This is a genomic window from Bacteroidales bacterium (genome assembly GCA_029210725.1).
GTDB lineage: Bacteria > Bacteroidota > Bacteroidia > Bacteroidales.
In genome coordinates this window covers 1-12735 of record JARGFM010000049.1, presented here as the reverse complement: position 1 = coordinate 12735, position 12735 = coordinate 1, and the positions used below count along the sequence as shown (strand labels likewise).

At 43.6% G+C, this 12735-nt stretch carries 14 protein-coding genes; 4 read left to right on the top strand and 10 right to left on the bottom strand.

Features of this window, described 5'->3' with window-relative positions:
* The 4 genes from P1P86_16065 to P1P86_16050 all read right to left on the bottom strand — a co-directional run.
* Nucleotides 1-338 (bottom strand): DUF4372 domain-containing protein (locus P1P86_16065; protein ID MDF1576702.1); only part of this gene is annotated, 338 nt, incomplete at its 3' end.
* A gap of 270 nt (nucleotides 339-608) precedes the next feature.
* Nucleotides 609-2300 carry a DUF5060 domain-containing protein gene (locus P1P86_16060; GenBank protein ID MDF1576701.1) on the bottom strand — a complete coding sequence of 564 codons (1692 nt, stop codon included), beginning with the start codon at nucleotides 2298-2300 and terminating at the stop codon, nucleotides 609-611.
* 242 nt (nucleotides 2301-2542) lie between these two features.
* The gene (locus P1P86_16055) at nucleotides 2543-3007 is read right to left on the bottom strand and encodes a hypothetical protein (protein ID MDF1576700.1); all 465 of its coding nucleotides are present in this window, start codon (nucleotides 3005-3007) and stop codon (nucleotides 2543-2545) included.
* A gap of 314 nt (nucleotides 3008-3321) precedes the next feature.
* On the bottom strand, nucleotides 3322-4353 hold the full coding sequence (locus P1P86_16050; GenBank protein MDF1576699.1) for an alpha/beta hydrolase: 1032 nt from the start codon (nucleotides 4351-4353) through the stop codon (nucleotides 3322-3324).
* Nucleotides 4354-4481: 128 nt separating this feature from the next.
* Between P1P86_16050 and P1P86_16045 the strand changes: the two genes are divergently transcribed.
* From P1P86_16045 to P1P86_16035, 3 genes are all read left to right on the top strand, one after another.
* On the top strand, nucleotides 4482-6158 hold the full coding sequence (locus P1P86_16045; GenBank protein MDF1576698.1) for a transposase: 1677 nt from the start codon (nucleotides 4482-4484) through the stop codon (nucleotides 6156-6158).
* Between the two features lie 380 nt (nucleotides 6159-6538).
* Nucleotides 6539-7102, top strand: a complete 564-nt coding sequence (locus tag P1P86_16040; GenBank protein MDF1576697.1) for a hypothetical protein — start codon at nucleotides 6539-6541, stop codon at nucleotides 7100-7102.
* Between the two features lie 22 nt (nucleotides 7103-7124).
* The gene (locus P1P86_16035) at nucleotides 7125-7799 is read left to right on the top strand and encodes a nucleotidyl transferase AbiEii/AbiGii toxin family protein (protein MDF1576696.1); all 675 of its coding nucleotides are present in this window, start codon (nucleotides 7125-7127) and stop codon (nucleotides 7797-7799) included.
* Between the two features lie 14 nt (nucleotides 7800-7813).
* Here the strand turns inward: P1P86_16035 and P1P86_16030 are convergent, their stop codons facing one another.
* A complete protein-coding gene (locus P1P86_16030; protein ID MDF1576695.1) occupies nucleotides 7814-8431 on the bottom strand; it encodes a hypothetical protein in 618 nt (205 codons plus the stop codon).
* A gap of 365 nt (nucleotides 8432-8796) precedes the next feature.
* Between P1P86_16030 and P1P86_16025 the strand changes: the two genes are divergently transcribed.
* Nucleotides 8797-9078: a hypothetical protein gene (locus P1P86_16025; GenBank protein ID MDF1576694.1), complete on the top strand. Its 282-nt coding sequence runs from the start codon at nucleotides 8797-8799 to the stop codon at nucleotides 9076-9078.
* Between the two features lie 50 nt (nucleotides 9079-9128).
* On the opposite strand, the gene P1P86_16020 is transcribed toward P1P86_16025, so the two are convergent.
* From P1P86_16020 to P1P86_16000, 5 genes are all read right to left on the bottom strand, one after another.
* Entirely contained in the window at nucleotides 9129-9980 is an 852-nt protein-coding gene (locus tag P1P86_16020; GenBank protein ID MDF1576693.1) for a hypothetical protein, read from the bottom strand.
* Nucleotides 9949-10707: a hypothetical protein gene (locus P1P86_16015; protein ID MDF1576692.1), complete on the bottom strand. Its 759-nt coding sequence runs from the start codon at nucleotides 10705-10707 to the stop codon at nucleotides 9949-9951. The genes P1P86_16020 and P1P86_16015 overlap by 32 nt, the downstream gene beginning before the upstream one ends.
* 67 nt (nucleotides 10708-10774) lie before the next feature.
* Nucleotides 10775-11182: a membrane protein insertion efficiency factor YidD gene (gene yidD / locus P1P86_16010; GenBank protein MDF1576691.1), complete on the bottom strand. Its 408-nt coding sequence runs from the start codon at nucleotides 11180-11182 to the stop codon at nucleotides 10775-10777.
* A gap of 6 nt (nucleotides 11183-11188) precedes the next feature.
* Nucleotides 11189-11887: a hypothetical protein gene (locus P1P86_16005; GenBank protein MDF1576690.1), complete on the bottom strand. Its 699-nt coding sequence runs from the start codon at nucleotides 11885-11887 to the stop codon at nucleotides 11189-11191.
* A gap of 97 nt (nucleotides 11888-11984) precedes the next feature.
* A complete protein-coding gene (locus P1P86_16000; GenBank protein MDF1576689.1) occupies nucleotides 11985-12470 on the bottom strand; it encodes a hypothetical protein in 486 nt (161 codons plus the stop codon).
* Between the last annotated feature and the right edge of the window lie 265 nt (nucleotides 12471-12735).

The following is a 12735-nucleotide window of genomic DNA, read 5'->3' as shown; positions in this document are numbered from 1 at the left end:
TTTTTCACCAGACCGAAATACAAATCTTCGAAGAATCTATTATCCCGATTACGTAAACCATCGCATGCCGTACTCTTTGCCGGAGCATTTTTTAATCCCAAGTGATTAAGCTTTCCTCCCAAAGCCCGCATCCCTTCACAGATCTCGGTCATTGAGTCGCAACGGCTAAGTATCCCAAACAACATCGTGAGCAAGTGGGTCCTGCTCTTGAATGCCTTGTAGTAATAATCGCTGTTGTGCTTCCTTACCAAGCTCTCTATGTTCACTGCTTCTGTCAAATTCACTATCTGTTTGAAGATCGGCTGTCCGACAAATTTTATTTCTGTATTTTTACTCATGTTGTGTTTTATTTCCCAAAAACAAAACTACAACATGAAGGGGAAACCTCCGGGGAGTACCCTTCTCTTTTTTATGTTATTTTAGTCGGACAGTAGTGATATTTTTAATAAAATACAGGCACAATGAAAAAACGGACTGCGCTGGAATTTCCTCTCTGTCTGGTATTTGAGGGTAAATTCAGTTAGTTTTATTGGTCCTGCCGGAAGCAGAGAATACTGTTATGTACCCGCAGTGTCCATGTCTTTGCTGACGGGCTTGTGTGTTTTCAGTCATTCCTGGCCTTCCCTGGTAAGGATGAAGATCCTCGACTGCCTGTTTTCCAGTTTGATTCCGGGAATCACCAGCTTTCCGCCGGCGGACCGGCATGGCCCCGCGTTTAGGAATTCCCTGGTTTCAGGATCATAGGACCGCACCGAATATTCCATGTCCCCGCCGGGCAGGCTGATCTCTGCTTCTCCGCTGAATGCCATGCCCGAATCATTCAGGAGGTAGGCAAACAGGGTTTCGCCGCAGCGGACCGCGTAGGCCTCGGCCATTCCGGCCTGCGCCTCCAACAGGTCGAAAGAACCCTGCCCGGATTCCAGCATCAGCTTGTTGATCTCCGCCACGCTCCTGAAATAGGGGGTCATATTCCGCTCGTCGAAGAACTCCCACCACCAGGTCATGGGGAGAATGGGTGTGGGGTGGAAGAGCCCGTACCACAGGCCGGTCCGGTAATCGTTGTCCATTTCCTCTGCAAAACCGGAGAAGTCCTTGTTCCAGTCCCATTCATAGCCGAATTCTCCCCAGCTGAAGGGTTTTTTGTACTTTCCGGTATACAGGAGGATCTCTTCCGGAATCTGTTTAGTCCGTTTGTACACATGCATCTGGTTCAGGTCCAGCTCCTCCAGGGCATACATGCCCTCGATTTCCCGGTGCGACACGCTCGTGGTCACGATATGCCCGTAAGGGTCAATGCTTTTCAGGTAGGCAGCCATTTCGCGGTGCCAGTCCGCTACGGCTTCGTGGGGAATGCGGATGCTGTCGCTGCTTGTGAATACGGCATTGTCCACCTCGTTGAAAAACTCCCAGGCACCGATGTGCGGGCTGTATCCCCACCTGGCCACGATGTAGCGGAGCTGGTCTCTGAACCGGGCCCCGGCCTCCGGGGAGGTAAAAAATTCCGCCGGCGTGGCCGCGGGTCCGCCATTGACCGCATTGTAAGGGTTCAGTTCCCATCCCCCGCCTTCCATGATCCCGCCATGGTGATTGAAGGCCAGCATCATGTAAAGGTCAAGGCTGTCGATCATCTCCACCACCTCATCGAGCCGCCTGATCCCGTCCGGGTTATAAACATGCTCCGAGGATGCATAGCGGTCTGTGTTACTCACCTGTGGCCAGGCTACCGGGAAATTCCAGGGGCACATCCAGACCCGAAAGAAATTGGCTTCGTTCCGGGACAGGCTGGCCAGCAGGTAATCATAACTGTACTTCGGATCTTCGAAGGACCTGGACTCCCAGGCCACGTTTTCGCCGATGCCCCTGAAGGGTTTCCCCGAGTCAAATACCAGGGTCCAGAGTCCGCCGGTGTGCAGGAAGCCATCCCTGCCCGAGGTATCGGCAAAAAAGCCGCCGCTTTCTGTCTCATACAGGTCCTGCCCTGCCCGGCTGAGGCGGAAGTGGTACCTGTATTCCCCCGGCTCCTGCGGGGTGAAGCGGGCCTTCCATATGGAAGCACCGTCTCCCTGGCCTTCCCACCATGCAGGCAGCAACAGCTTCTTTCCCGCGGGGGATTCCAGGACCATGTCCAGTGCCACCTCCCTGCTATCATACCCCCGGGCGAAGGTATCAGCCACCGAGATGTGAAATTCTGCTTTTTCATATTGCCGGGGTTCTCCGGTCAGCATCTGGTACCGGATCAGGGAATTCTCATTGCAGCTGATCAGCAGCACGGGAAACAGGAAGGCAATCAGGGTTCTCATTCAGCCAAATGTAGCGGAATTAAGGCAAAAAGCAAAGTGGATTTCCCCGGTAAATAGAGGCGGATGCTTAAACTGATTTATTCGATTGAAGCTGTTATTTCGAATCGAAACGGTATTATTTGGTGAAAGAGATCGTTAATCTTGAGGTCCCTGCCTGGAAAAAACGGACCAGATGAGCACCTCAGGCCGAATAAACCGGACCCGGTATTCGCCCTGATGATCTGATTTATACTTGATTTACCTCATTCCGGTGCAGGGAGGTCCGGACTTCCGGTTTCCCCGCCGGCCAGGAAATCGAAAAAATTAACCACTTGCCTTGCAATATCCGGATCATCCATTCTTCCTACTACCGCGTAATTTTTAATTTCATCGTGCATTTCAATTTGTTTCGTTTCTCCCTGATAGGCCTCAAAGAAATTCTCTTTTTTTCTGCGGCCCATATTTCCGGAATGCAGGATATAAACGTCGGTGTTTTCCGTAGCAAATATTCCAGCGTTGCTTCCAGTACCGTCCCAGGAGACACTTATGGACCCGGTATAGGGAAGTTTCTCACCTCCGTACTTCCAGTTTCCGATAAAAAATGTATGCTTATGCGCCTGCTGATTATCCTGGTAGTAAAACCATTTCTTAACGGAGATATTATGATTTACGGAGACCTCCGTATTCACTTTTGGAATGTCAACACGCCGGATTGCAGTATCAGGCATAAGCTCGGTTAATCTTTTGTTCAGTTTATGTTGGAGAGACAATATTCTCTTTCTGTCTGTGATGGTTTTCATGGCTGAAATTATTGATGGAAAAACAGGATCGTACGGATAACAGGGTGCAAGGTACGGAACTTAAACAGGATGAGCTAATTCCCCTGATACTTTAATGAAGAATCCATGACAGAGGATGCATGGGCGTTCTTCTACGAATGTGAAGCTTGATCTGGTACCACAAATATCGTAATGCCGGTTATTTATCTGCCAGGCTGATTTTTGCTTTTAACACATCTTGCTTCAAAATCTCTTTAAACCTTTCATTCTTCAAAAAGTGGGCCATGCGCAGAATTTCCGAAGGTGTAAAAACCTTTCAGCGGAGCATGAAGAGAATTGTAATAATCCTTTGAAAAATCCATATTCACCGTTAAATCGTACTTTCCACATATAAAGAATATGGGGACATCAATGTTGGGAAAAGCTGCTGAAAAATCGGTGGTGAGGGTTTCATTTTTCAGGTTTGTACCGGACAGAAACACCAGCTTCGATTTCCATATTTTATATTTCTCCCTGAACGTGTATGCCCTGCAGGTCCAGACAGGTAAAAAAATATCCTTAAAAACCGACTTCATGCTTCGCATGGTTCCAATACCCAGTTCGTGCATTTGCTTTTCCCGGGTACCCGAATTGTAAAAAGAGATCATATCTGATTCTCTTTCCAATTGCTTATATTTTTTTAGCGCTTTTACTGAACGTTTGTCGTTCCGTTCTGTGTATTGTTTTAGCATATAGTCGTAGGCAATTCTTTCCGATTCGCGCTGTCTGGTCAACTGACCCATTGCAACATAGGCATGGAATAGCCCTGGAGCCTTCGCAACGACGGGCAAAGCAATGGTGGTTCCGCCCGACCACGCCATGATGTAAATCTTTTCCTTCTCAAATCGCTCCCGCAAATAATTGCTTACCTCCATGGCGTCGGAGGCAAGCTGGCCAAGGGTGATGCTTTCAGCTGGTAAGCCGCGAGTGTAGGACAGTCCACCTCCCCGCTGCTCCCAGTAACATACGGTAAATAAATCTTCGAGTCCGGGATTGTATTTTTCCATCAGGAAATAGTTCGGGAAGCCCGGTCCGCCGTGTACGAACAGCAATACGGGATTGTCGGTATTCTTGCTTCTGATGAACATCCCTTGCTCCACCCCACCGATGGGAAAAAATATTTTTTCTGATATACTTCCTTTCAGGATATTTCCACGCTCGTCTTTAAAAGTATCTGGCTTTCCGTGACTGATTACAGCCAGATATACCCACATAGAAAAAGAAACTCCCAGAATTACTATCAGTGAAATGATCATCGCTGTGATCCCCTTTTTATAAGTTTACTGAAGTTTCCTAGTTGATAATGAGGTAAATAAATAGGTAAAAAGTGTTGCATGTCAACGCCTAAATGGCTATATTAGAGTTAGTTATACATCCAATAGACATGCAACACACGAAAATTACAGATAATCTGGGTGAATTTCATAAATTCCTGGACAACGATAACAAAACAGGCCTCTGCCTGGAAGACACGATAGGGTTCTTTGACGTACGGCGCATATTCGGGCAGTTTGATACAATCAAGCAAAGCGGGATCATGGTATCGAAGATTATGACAACATTGCTTGTGATGTTGTTTTACCGCAGCCGGAACATCCACAGTTACTTCTCCTGGCAGTACGGGAAGCAAGTAGAAAAAGAGGGGAGCAAGAATCCATATTATGATATGCTGGGCAATGAGCAAGTACACTGGCGCGTGATTCTGTATTTATTTGCCAGGCGCTATTTGCAGCTTGTGTCCCGCTTGGCAGACCACAGTAAACAAAAGATCAGGGCCTTGATTTTCGATGATAGTCCTGTTGAAAAGACCGGGTGGAAGATCGAAGGTGTCAGTAAGATCCACGACCATGTTACAGGCCGGTATATTCTGGGTTTCAAACTTCTGGTTAGTGGTTACTGGGATGGTAATAGTTTTATTCCTATTGATTTTTCCCTGCACCGTGAACGAGGCAAGGAGCTTGATAAGGCACGGAATAAGCGTAACCGGGCAAAGCGTAAGGCCAAGCAGGCTGAGGCTGCATACCGGGAGCACAAAGCGGATCATCTGAAGAAAAGGTTGGTATTGTACACTTTGAGAGAAGAAATGAACTCCGTATCAACAAAGGGTACAGCGTTGGAATACGAGAAACAGGAGAAAAGGGTATCCCGTTCCAAGAAGAAGCAATCGAAGTTGCATAAGCAGATGAAACAGGCCCGGGTCATCCTGGCGGAGAAGGAGGAGCTTGTCAAGAAGAAGGAAAAGCAGGCACCGCTATACGGTCTTACTCCTGCCCAGCGGAGAAAGCAGTTCAAGAAAGAACGAGCCAAGGATAGCCCAGGACACGAGCGTAGATCGGAAGTGGACATGAGTAAGGCCCAGAGCGTGATTAAGATGATAAGCCGGGCAGTAAAGCGGGGCTTCGAATTTGAATATGTCTTGTTTGATAGCTGGTTTTTCTCCAAAGAGATCCTTGCCCACATTGAATCATTTCGTTCCAAAGGCATTAAGCTGGTAGCGATGGTGAAGATGGGTAAGGTAAAGCGTAGCCGGAAGTATAACGCCAAATACATCAGGGTACCGGTCTGGTATGATAACCGTAGGGTCAATCTGTTCTTTGTAAGGCTGGGATCGGGAAGCAAGTGGAAGGTCTTTATCACCAATGACCCGGACCTGACATTTAATAAGCTGCTGGAGGTTTACCATATCAGATGGTCAATTGAAGTTTTTTACAAGGATGGCAAACAACACCTGCAGCTCGGCAAATGCCAGTGTAACAACTTCGATTCACAGATCGGGGCAACCACCCTGGTTATGATGCAGTACATCATGTTGCTTCTGTTTAAGCGGCAGCATTACGGGCAAAGCCTCGGCAGTATCTTTGATATGCTGAGTACGCAGACGCAGGAAGAGAACATCACCCGGTATTTGATGGACATATTCTGGGAGATCGTTCATGGTATCGGAGAAATATTGAAGGTGGATATTATGGAACTGTTCGAAGAGATCATCCGGGACCACCAGAAGGCAGAGGAGATAAACAGACGGTTTTTACCTGCATTTGGAAGAAACCGGGAAGCATGACAAGCTATATACTTTGCAATGCGCTGTAATACAATTGTTTAAGACATTGAATGCAATAAGAAACAAAATCCTAACGAATTGATATATAATTAATTACAAACTAGGAAATTTTAGTTATTAATTTCACAAACAAGTACCTGTGATTTCCGTGTATAATCATAAATGGTCTTTATATTATCATTACAGATTATCCAGTAAAATTACCGGGTCTGATTCCGGAAGAAAAAAATATGATGACAGGGGCGTCCAGGTATGGGTTGAAGGCGTAAATAGCAGAACTGAGTGTGAAAAATGCTTCCTTTTTCAATTTTGAATATATTTTATATATTTGTGAACTAAAGATACTATAGAATGGCATTATTAGTTCCTGAAAATTGAGTATGGATATTATTTTCTCCATATATAATGATGTCCGGACTGTATTTCGGTTAAATGATGTTGCCCTGCTGGCGAGTGAAACAAATTTTCAATCGCTGAATAAAAAACTTAACTACTACGTTCGTACCGGGAAGCTGCAAAATCCTCGCAAAGGCATTTACACCAAACCAGGTTTTAGTAAAGTTGAACTTGCATGCTCTGTTTACACACCCTCCTATATTTCTCTGGAATATGTATTACAAAAAGCAGGGGTGGTTTTCCAGTACGATTCAAGGATGACGACAGTAAGCTATCTTAGCAGGACAATTGAAGTGTCGGGCAGTGAATATATTTTTCGTAAAATAAAGGGAGAGATTCTTACGAATCCGGCAGGAATCGAGGTTCTGGAAAACCATGTGAATATGGCCACTCCTGAACGGGCATTCCTGGATCTGGCATACCTGAATAAGGATTACTATTTTGATAATCTCAATCCCCTGAATAAGAGATACATAAATAAATTGTTACGCATATATCAATCCGGAACACTGGTATCACGCATAAACAGGCTATTAAGTAATGGTTGATATAAACCGGCACAGGTTTTTAATGGTTCAAATTCTGAAAGATATCTATTCTGATATTGAACTGGCAAATTATCTGGGATTTAAGGGGGGGACAGCGCTGATGTTTTTTTATGAACTTCCTCGTTTCTCGATTGATCTTGATTTCAACCTGCTTGATGTTGAAAAGGAAGATGTTGTTTTCAGGAAAATCCGTACCATATTGCTTCGATACGGAAAAATTCATGATGAGGCGAAGAAGTTCTTTGGGCCCGTGCTTGTTCTGGACTATGGCGTTAATCAGCGCAAGTTAAAAGTGGAGATTACAAACAGAATGTTCGAAAACCAATACGAGATCAAAAATTTACTGGGGATAGACATGAAGGTTCTGTTACCCGGTGACATGTTTGCCCACAAACTATGTGCTTTACTTGACAGGAATGCTATTGCCAGCCGTGATATTTTTGATTGCTGGTTTTTTATGCATAAACGAACCCCGGTGAATAAAGCGATTATTGAAGCAAGGATGGGAATGACCTATGAGGAATACCTCCAAAGGTGCATTGAATTGCTTGAGTCGATACCCGATAAAGGATTATTGCAGGGCCTGGGTGAATTGATGGATGATAAAATGAGGAAATTTGTTCGAACAAATATGCGGACAGAAGCCATCGGCTTGCTAAAGATATACAAAGACTATCCGGTACTTTCAGGTAATTGATCTCTGCTTCTTTATCAAAAATGATCCCGTAATATCCTGTAGAAATCGAGTTTGCCGGTATGGAGCTGATTCAGTAGTTCTCCGGTCTCATTATGCCAGTGCATTCTATCCTGGGATTGAAGAAAATCCCGGGCTATCTCTTTGCCTCCCCGGTTTGCTTTTTCAATTTTCAGGCGGAATTCATTTGTCTTTGCCAGGATCTTCCCGACAATTCCAAGCATCGATTTTGTTTCAGGTGCAAGATGCAGGTCCGGGAACAGCGAATCGCTGCTTATGGCGATGGTGGCATTTATTCTGTTCAGGTGATTGATCAGGCGGTTCAAAAGATTGTGGATACTGCCTATTTCGTCTCCGATCATTTCAATATGCAATGATTCAGAAATACGCTCGATCTGAAGAACCAGATCTTTATAGGCTTCGTAACGCATATCATAGCGCTTCCGCATGTCATTGTTCAGTTCCTGTAACCAGAACTGGAATATCCCAAACCCCAGTGCCAGTGAGGCGAATACCCCTGTGATTCTTTCTTCGCTTTCCGTAACAAAGTCATCTATCAGGAACAGGTACCAGGTTAAAACCAGCACAAGCAACAGGAATAAGAAGGCCAGGGCTTTTTCAATTTTGAAGTTCATGAATCTGCGACTTAATAGAAGCCAAGATAACAGATAAGTGAATTGAATTGAATCAGAATATTAACAGCGGTACTCGGACATCACTTTCAATATGAACCTTATTCCTGATATCTTAAGCATAAAGCAAGTATATTTTCCGATGATTTACCCTTTTAAAAAGTCTTCCTCATCCTAAAGTGCCTTCAAACGCAGTATAACTTTTTGGGAAAAAAATTAGTCCCACTTACTGAGGCTTTAATCCCCGGCATTTACCTCATTCATCAATAGTATTCGATTTACCGAAACTCAGATTCCAGGGAACTCGTAACATGTAGTCCATTAGCATGGGGGATTATCGTTCGGAGCTTGAATAGAAAACTAGAAGGATGAAGGAAGAAAAAGTAAATGAGATCATTGTAACATTCGCTGACTATGTGGAGAATTATTACGACCAGAACAGTAAAACTGACGATGTTTCCACGATCGTGAATGAGCACTTTGACGAGTTTATCGATTGGGCATATGATGAATTTGTGATCGACAAAGAGGATCGGGAAATTTTAAAAGGCAATCCTGATCCGGAATTGCGAGACAGTATTAAGAAGGAAGTTGTCGTGGAATTCCTGATGATAGTACGAGTGAGGGAATATGCAGGCACCCGGGATTAACGGGCTATTTGTGAGAGAGATGTCCGGCTCCTGCTTTCTCAGCTGGCTTACTAATGATCAGGACGGGCCTTGATCCTTGTGATATCCATCACCTGGAGATAGGTTTCATTTCTTTGCGCCTGGATTTTTCTGACACCAAGCTCGTAAGCCTTCCTGTGGCCACCGGTGTAGTAGCGGTAGAACCATGAGGTTAACACCAGTGTACCATCTAAAATGCTATATACGAGCATGGTATGATAAGCGTAGGTGACGATACCCCCCAAAAGAAGAAGGGAGTTCAGACCACTTCTCAAATCCCCGGCATAGGTTTGCCCCAGGCCGGGAAGGAGAATGCTCATCATCTCCAGTTTATCCGGGTCGTATTTCTTTTCAACCTTATTAAGCTGCACAAAACATGAATCAATTTGAAAAAGGCCCGCAGAATCGACAATTTGGGAAAAATAATTCAGCGATAGATATTTTTCGTCCAGCCCAAAATGGCAGATGGCAAAGTAGAGGTTCTTTATTCTTTCAAAATAGGGCGAAAGTTGTTCTGGAAGATCATACAACTCTGTAAGCCCTGAATAATAGTCCTTGAGTTGAAAATAGCAAAGGATTTTCCGGAATGCCAGTTCAATCTTTATACTGTCATTCCGGGCAGCTTTCCAGGCGAAATCATAGTATACGATGGCGTTATTATAATCCTCAGTATCATAGTAGATAGTGGCTATTTTATAATAGACGTCATTAAATTCTTGTTTTTCATCAAACAGCAGAATGCGCTGAAATTCTTTTAAGGCAATCGAGTAATTCCCTTTCTCATATTGCTCGTCGGAATACTCTTTCCACTGATAAATATTTTGAGAAAACAGGATAGTGCCACAAATGCAGCTAAAATGAATTATAAATAGTGCTTTCTGCATTATTCTGATATTGTATCCTGAGGTCCTCGTTGTAACGTTTCGCAGATTTATAGGAGCCATAAATGTTGCTGGAGTAAAAGCTAAATGCAACTCCACCAAAAATCCATCCGTTTACACTTTTAATCCCTTTTCGTTTAAACGCACGGTATGATGCAAAAGCACTGGTTGATACCAGAATGAAGGAAACTGTTGCATCACCCCACCTTTTTGAATAGGCTTTACCACTTCCCGGTAAAACGGCGGACATGGCCATGGCCAGAACAGGGTTCTTAAATCTCTGCATTTGAAAGGATTGGGTAAGAGAAAACAGTTGCGGATTGTTTTCTGACAGAATATCAGCATTCCTGGAGTTAAAAGAAAACGCCGAATCATATTGTTGGAGGGCCCAATAATATCCCAGTGTATAAAAAGCTTTTTCATCCTGATCCAGCGTGGAAGTAATATCAAAATAGAGGGGGTGTTCCATTTTACAGCTTAAACAGAATTTTAAATATTCTCTGGAGAATGATTTTTGATTAAATATCCTGTTATTGCTCGATAATATCTGGAAAGAATTGTAGAATTGAGAACAATCCTGGTTCAGCCGGTAGGTGCTTACCAATTCTAAAGAAACGGTGGTATCATCGGGCCATTGAAAATGAAGTCTTTCATATTCCTCTGCGGCAAAATCATACTGACGGGACTGGCTAAGGTACCTGGCAAACTTCAAAGAATTGTCATAGTTCATCAAATCTTCTTGTGCAAAAGCCGGAAATGAAACAATACATGTCATGAGTATTCCAAGCAGAGTATTCTTATTGCACCGGATCATAGTATCTGTTATGCTCAATATCAAAAGGATAATGATTATGATTCACCAGTCCGTGACATCTTGAGAGTCGGTCAAAGGTATGTAACCAGCCCAGAAAAAAACCCTTTTTCTGAATGGACAGCATGGCATACTCTGAACAGGAGGGCGTGAAAACACAGGAAGGATTATCCTGAGAAGAAATGAAAGATTTGTAAAAAAGAAATCCCGCGGATGCGATGGTCGTAATATCATTAGTGGCTTCTCGAAGGGGAGACCGGAAGTCCTGCTCAACGGTATCCCTGTTTTGAAATAAACTAAGCAAATCTTCATCAATTTCCATCTGACCCGGGCAAATTCGGAGCATACCAAACAGGACCAGAAGGATCAGAGAAAGTCTGTTAGATTTTACCATCAAAGCTTATTTTACCGAGGAAGAATGATGCCGGAACAGCTCATCGTTTTCCATGTCATTGACCTTTATGTTCTTAAACTCAGTGACCTGATAATTCTCTTCGCCATTCTCCCCGGGCAGGATTTGAACGATCTGCTGGGGGAATTCAAATGCCCCGGATTTCATATAATTCCTGTAGAACTGCCGGCTTAGTACTTTAGATTCATCTCCTACCATGATTACACTTTCCAGACGATTGTCTTTTTTGGCCACCACCACATGATCAATAGAGATTTCAGCCTGGTCAGGTATTTTCCAATAGGAGAGAACAAGATCATTCTTCTTTTCTACCCTGGAAACCTTGAATCTGGATCTTTTCATACCGAAATCACTGATTCCGGAATTCAGGCTTAGATGAAATACAGTAAATTCGTTCACTGATGGAATTGAAATACGATCATAGAGTGTGTCACTTCTGAATTTGAACAAGGAAGTATCAGCAATGACCCAGACTTCAGGTTGGGGAAATGAGACCCGATATATCAGTTCCTGAATGTTCTTGTCGTAGTATACGGAACCCCTGGTCAGATTCATCGTGCCATCGGCGCGTTTAATCTTTACTGTAAAATCAGCGTTGACTCTGAAATACTCCTGCGCCTGGACCGTTTGAAAAATTGTCAGAATTAAGAGACAGCCTATGATACCTGGTTTCAGTATATATTTCATACCATCCGTTTAATATTGAAATATCCTTAATAATAGTAAAAAAATGCCCTCGATAATGATCAAGGGCACCTTTTTTAAGGTTTATGAAATGAAGTCGCTAGTACCAGAGAGCAGCAGTAGAAAATACTCCCACATACAATACAACCCATACTCCTACCCATACAAGCATCCCCCAGAGAGCCTTCTTGGTTTCGGTCTTATCACCATCTGTCAGAATATAGACAAGCAATATCCCAATAACTCCAAGAATACATCCCCACAGGAATGAAGGAATGCCAAGTGGTGGCTCACTATCCGTGGCCATGCCCAATGGTGCAGTGGAATTCTCTACGCCGATAATTAATTCACTTTCGGCAGATTCCAGATCAGTGAAGGTGACTCCTGCATTTTCATTTAGGAATTCATCCAGTTCATTTAATTCTTGCATAGCCTCATTCAGAGCTGATTCATCCAGCGTCAGAACAGATTCATCTATACTGGCCAGAGTGGGTTCAGAAGATCTGGCGGAGAGACTTAAGGTTTGTGTAAATAACAAAACAAAAGCCATAAACACGGAAAAACTTTTTAGAAGTATCCTACTCATTTCTTTTGGTTTTATATTAAGAATTAAAGGTTAGTTCATTTTAAATATAGTATATATCTGCAAGAATACCAAAATTTTGCTTCCCTGCTAATGTTAACACAAGCTTTATAGCTTAGACTGGTTTTTTCTATTGTCCGAAACCCAGATTCTGAGCACATCCCTTTCACAGGGCTAATTTATTTCAAATCTCAGAACTCCTTACTTGTCGCAATCTAAATTAGCGGAAATTTTGAAAACCATCCGTAAATCTGATCCTGGAAATGTG